The following is a 3,974-nucleotide window of genomic DNA, read 5'->3' as shown; positions in this document are numbered from 1 at the left end:
TTGTAGACATTATCAAGATCCTGAACGAGTACCCAACTGCCAAATTCACCGTAGAAGGTCACACTGACAGTGTAGGTAGTGAGAAACTGAACCAGGAATTGTCTGAGAAGAGAGCTAATTCTGTAAGGGACTTCCTGGTCAACGAAGGAATCGCTGCAGACAGGCTGACCGCTGTTGGATATGGTGAGTCTAAGCCAATTGCCTCTAACAATACAAGGGCTGGAAGAACTCAGAACAGGCGAGTTGAGATCAACTTGGTCAAGTAAGAAAGAGTTCAAAATATATGAAAAGCTCCGCACCATGCGGAGCTTTTTTTATTTTTAGATATGCAGACATTTCTGGAAGAGACAGTTGCCCAAATCAGGGAACAGTACACGGTAGATGAACACCTGGTACTTGTGGTTCCCAGCAAACGGGCTGGGCTCTTCCTGCTGCAATTATTTGCAAAAACTGCCCCTAAACCAGGATTTGCCCCTGCGATCTACACCATAGAAGAATTCGTGTCCGTCTTATCCGGTATCCGGTACGCGACGAACACCCAGCTCATCTTTGAGCTGTTCGAAGTTTACAGGGGCCTGCGCGGAAAAGAGGCTGAGAGTTTTCATGAGTTCTCCAAATGGGGAGGAACCCTTTTGCAGGATTTTAATGAAATTGACCGCTATCTCATCTCTCAGGAAAAGATCTTTTCTTATCTCAGTGCCATTCAGGAGACAGACCACTGGTACCTCAGACCGGATAAAACGCCAATGATCAGGGCCTACATTGAATTCTGGAATTCTCTTGAGCCTTTGTACAATGCTTTCTCGGAACACCTGCTGAATATGAATTTGGGATACCAGGGACTCGTGTACCGCAAGGCGAGTGAGGCAGTAGAGCAGTACGCCCTGGATTCAGGAAAAACCCACCATGTCTTCATAGGTTTCAATGCCCTGAATACTGCAGAGCAGGTGATCATGAAAACACTGCTCTCCCACGATAAAGCCGATATATTCTGGGATATCGACCCGGTTTTCATTCAGGACAAGGTCCATGATGCCGGATACTTTATCAGGTCCTACTTCAAGAAGTGGAAATCCCTTTCCGCGAAGCATCTTAAAGACTCTGTGGAATCCTACGAAAGCCATAAAGAGATCAGGATCATAGGAGTCCCCAAAAGCGTGTCTCAGGCAAAATATGTGGGCTCCCTTCTCAACAGACTGGCCTCTGAAAATACATCCTTTCAAAAAAGTGCAGCCGTGGTGCTCGGAGATGAAAACTTATTGAATCCCCTGCTCAATTCCATACCCCCCTCCATTTCCAAAGTGAATATAACCATGGGGCTTCCCCTATCCCAGAGCCCTGCAGGCAGTTTATTTAATGAGTTTATCGCACTCTATGTAAATTGGAAAGGACAGGGCTGGTATCACAGGGATCTCCTTTCCCTTCTCTCACATCCTTATATAAAGAGGTTATTTAAGAAGCCCGATGAAACACTGGATAGACTTGGATCCATGGTCAGGGATCAAAACTGGGTCTACATAAGGCCCTCTCATTTGAAAGAAGTCAAATCCGGAGACGAGCAGATATTCTCCCTACTTTTCTCCGAGGGATTTGCCACGCCTTCAAAGCTGCTGAAAGCCTCTTCTGACCTTATCAAAGCCCTGATAGATAGGTTTAAGCTGGATGGAGACGCGATAGGTTTGCAATACCTCACTAAAATGGAAAGTGTCTTTAACGAAACCGAAGCCTATGTGAACAAATATGAATTCATCGCAGATCTCCGATCCTTCCAGAGCCTTTTCAGAGAGCTCATGACGAGAGAGACCATCGATTTCTACGGGCAACCTCTTGAAGGGATACAGGTCATGGGTATGCTGGAGAGCCGGAATCTCGACTTTGAGACCGTGATCATTACTTCAGTGAATGAAGGGATCTTACCCTCAGGGAAAACCCATTCTTCCTTCATTCCGTTTGATGTGAAAAAAGAATTCAGAATGCCTACCTACAAGGAAAAAGATGCAGTCTATACCTACCATTTCTACAGGCTGCTACAAAGGGCGAAAAACATTTACCTGCTCTATAACACTGAGCCAGATGTTCTCGAAGGAGGAGAGCCGAGTCGTTTTATATCTCAACTACTCACGGAGAAAAGAAAGGCAGGAAACATCCGTCATATCATAGCCTCCCCATCCTTAACCCTTCCCGAGCCTGTGCAGGAAAGCATCAGGAAGGATCACTCAGTACTGGAGACCCTGAAAGAGCGGGCTTCTATTGGATTTTCGCCATCGGCCCTTGCCACTTACATCCGTGATCCTATCCTGTTCTACAAAAAATATGTGCTCGGCATCAAAGAGCCTGAGGAGGTAGAAGAAAACATCGCTGCAAATACCTTTGGCACCATATTGCATGCAAGCCTTGAGCATCTCTATACTCCTTTTGTGGGGTCGGTGATCGATCCCGAAAAGCTAAATCTGCTTATCCCGCAAATACCACAGATCACAAGGAATGCCTTCAGGGACCATTACCCCAATGTGTCCCTGGAGAGCGGAAAGAACCTTATTGCCTACCAGGTCATCCAGAAGTATCTCGAAAATTACCTGAAAATGGCGATAGAGGAAAGTAAAAAGCACCGCATAGAAATCCTGGCCGTCGAGCAAAACGTGCAAATTTCACTGGACATACCGGGCCTGCCCTTTCCGGTATACCTCAAGGGCATTATTGACAGGGTCGATAAGAAAGATGGCATGCTCAGGATACTCGATTACAAAACAGGAAATACGAAAAAATCTGAAGTGGAAATAGGCGAATGGGGTGAGATCATCACCGATCCGGATAAAACCAAGGCATTTCAGATGATGTCATACGCCTATATGTTCCACAGCCTGAATTCCTCCGAAAGTTTTAAAGCAGGTATCATCCCTTTCAGGAGTCTGGAAAAAGAGGTCTTCTTATTTGGGTACCCCGGTACCGTGGGAAATGGTACTTCCCGAAAGGAGAATGTCATAAACACTCAGGCTTTGGATGCCTTTAAGGAACAACTGCATCAATTGTTATACTCCTTATTCGACCTTCAGATTCCTTTTGAAGCCAAAGTTGAGTGAGCCTATTTCTTGTCCGGACGTGTAGGCCTTACTTCAATCTTACTGGGTAGTGTCCTCGGATTCATGCGCAGGAGATCTTCTACCAGTTCTCCAATGTCCTCAGGCTGTATCTTCCAGGCATCACTTTCATCGGGCTGATTTCCATTAAAATGGGAGGCTACCGATCCCGGCATGATGGTAGATACTTTGATATCATAGGGCCTCAGATCGAGCATGGCGGCCTGTGTAAAACCGACCAGCCCAAATTTAGTCGCGTTGTACCCGGAACCTGAAGCAAAAAAATTAGTTCCGGCGAGACTGGCGATCGTGATATAATATCCTTTTGATGCTTTTAGGGCTTCCATAGAAGCCTTCAGGGTGAAGAACGGGCCGTTGAGGTTGGTGTCTATCATCTTATTCCAATCCTCAATGCTCAGCGTGTCTACAGGGTTGAATACGCCTATTCCGGCATTCGCAATAACCACATCGAGCTGGCCCCAGGTTTTCATTACAGCCTTAACGGCATTTATCTCATCCTCTGGACGGGTAACGTCTGATCCCAGACCTATCACTCGGTCTTCTGATCCGAGAGACTGAGCAACCATTCTCGCGTCCTCCGCGTTTCTTCCGCTGATGGCTACCTTCATCCCAGCATTGAGCAGTCTTTTCGCTATCCCTAAACCAATTCCTTTTGTACCACCCGTGATATAGGCTACTTTTCCTTTCATATGTATCTGCTTTAGTTTTTCCCAAAATAATAAGCGGAAGAGGAAGAATTGAAACTTCGGGCGTTATTCTTTTCTTAAAATAAAAAGTATGGATTTTGAAACTTACTCAAAAATTAGTTCCTTTGCGCTTCCAATGCGGGGGATTAGCTCAGCTGGCTAGAGCGCTTGCATGGCATGCAAGAGGTCA

General features: G+C 45.9%; 3 protein-coding genes. 2 read left to right on the top strand and 1 reads right to left on the bottom strand.

Translation table 11 applies throughout. The annotated features are described in order from the left end of the window. Positions 1 to 266: OmpA family protein (locus tag ABYP73_RS11910; protein WP_372974472.1), on the top strand; the 266-nt coding region annotated here is incomplete at its 5' end. A 60-nt stretch (positions 267 to 326) separates the two neighbouring features. Continuing rightward, positions 327 to 3,080 (top strand): PD-(D/E)XK nuclease family protein, encoded by a 2,754-nt coding sequence (locus ABYP73_RS11905; RefSeq protein ID WP_372974471.1) that lies wholly within the window; start codon positions 327 to 329, stop codon positions 3,078 to 3,080. Between the two features lie 2 nt (positions 3,081 to 3,082). On the opposite strand, the gene ABYP73_RS11900 is transcribed toward ABYP73_RS11905, so the two are convergent. Then, positions 3,083 to 3,787, bottom strand: a complete 705-nt coding sequence (locus tag ABYP73_RS11900; RefSeq protein WP_372974470.1) for an SDR family oxidoreductase — start codon at positions 3,785 to 3,787, stop codon at positions 3,083 to 3,085. Positions 3,788 to 3,974 lie beyond the last annotated feature (187 nt).

This window comes from Muriicola sp., assembly GCF_041567615.1.
Taxonomy (GTDB): domain Bacteria; phylum Bacteroidota; class Bacteroidia; order Flavobacteriales; family Flavobacteriaceae; genus Muriicola.
Note: the sequence above shows the minus strand (reverse complement) of the source record. Positions and strands in the feature narration are given on the sequence as shown.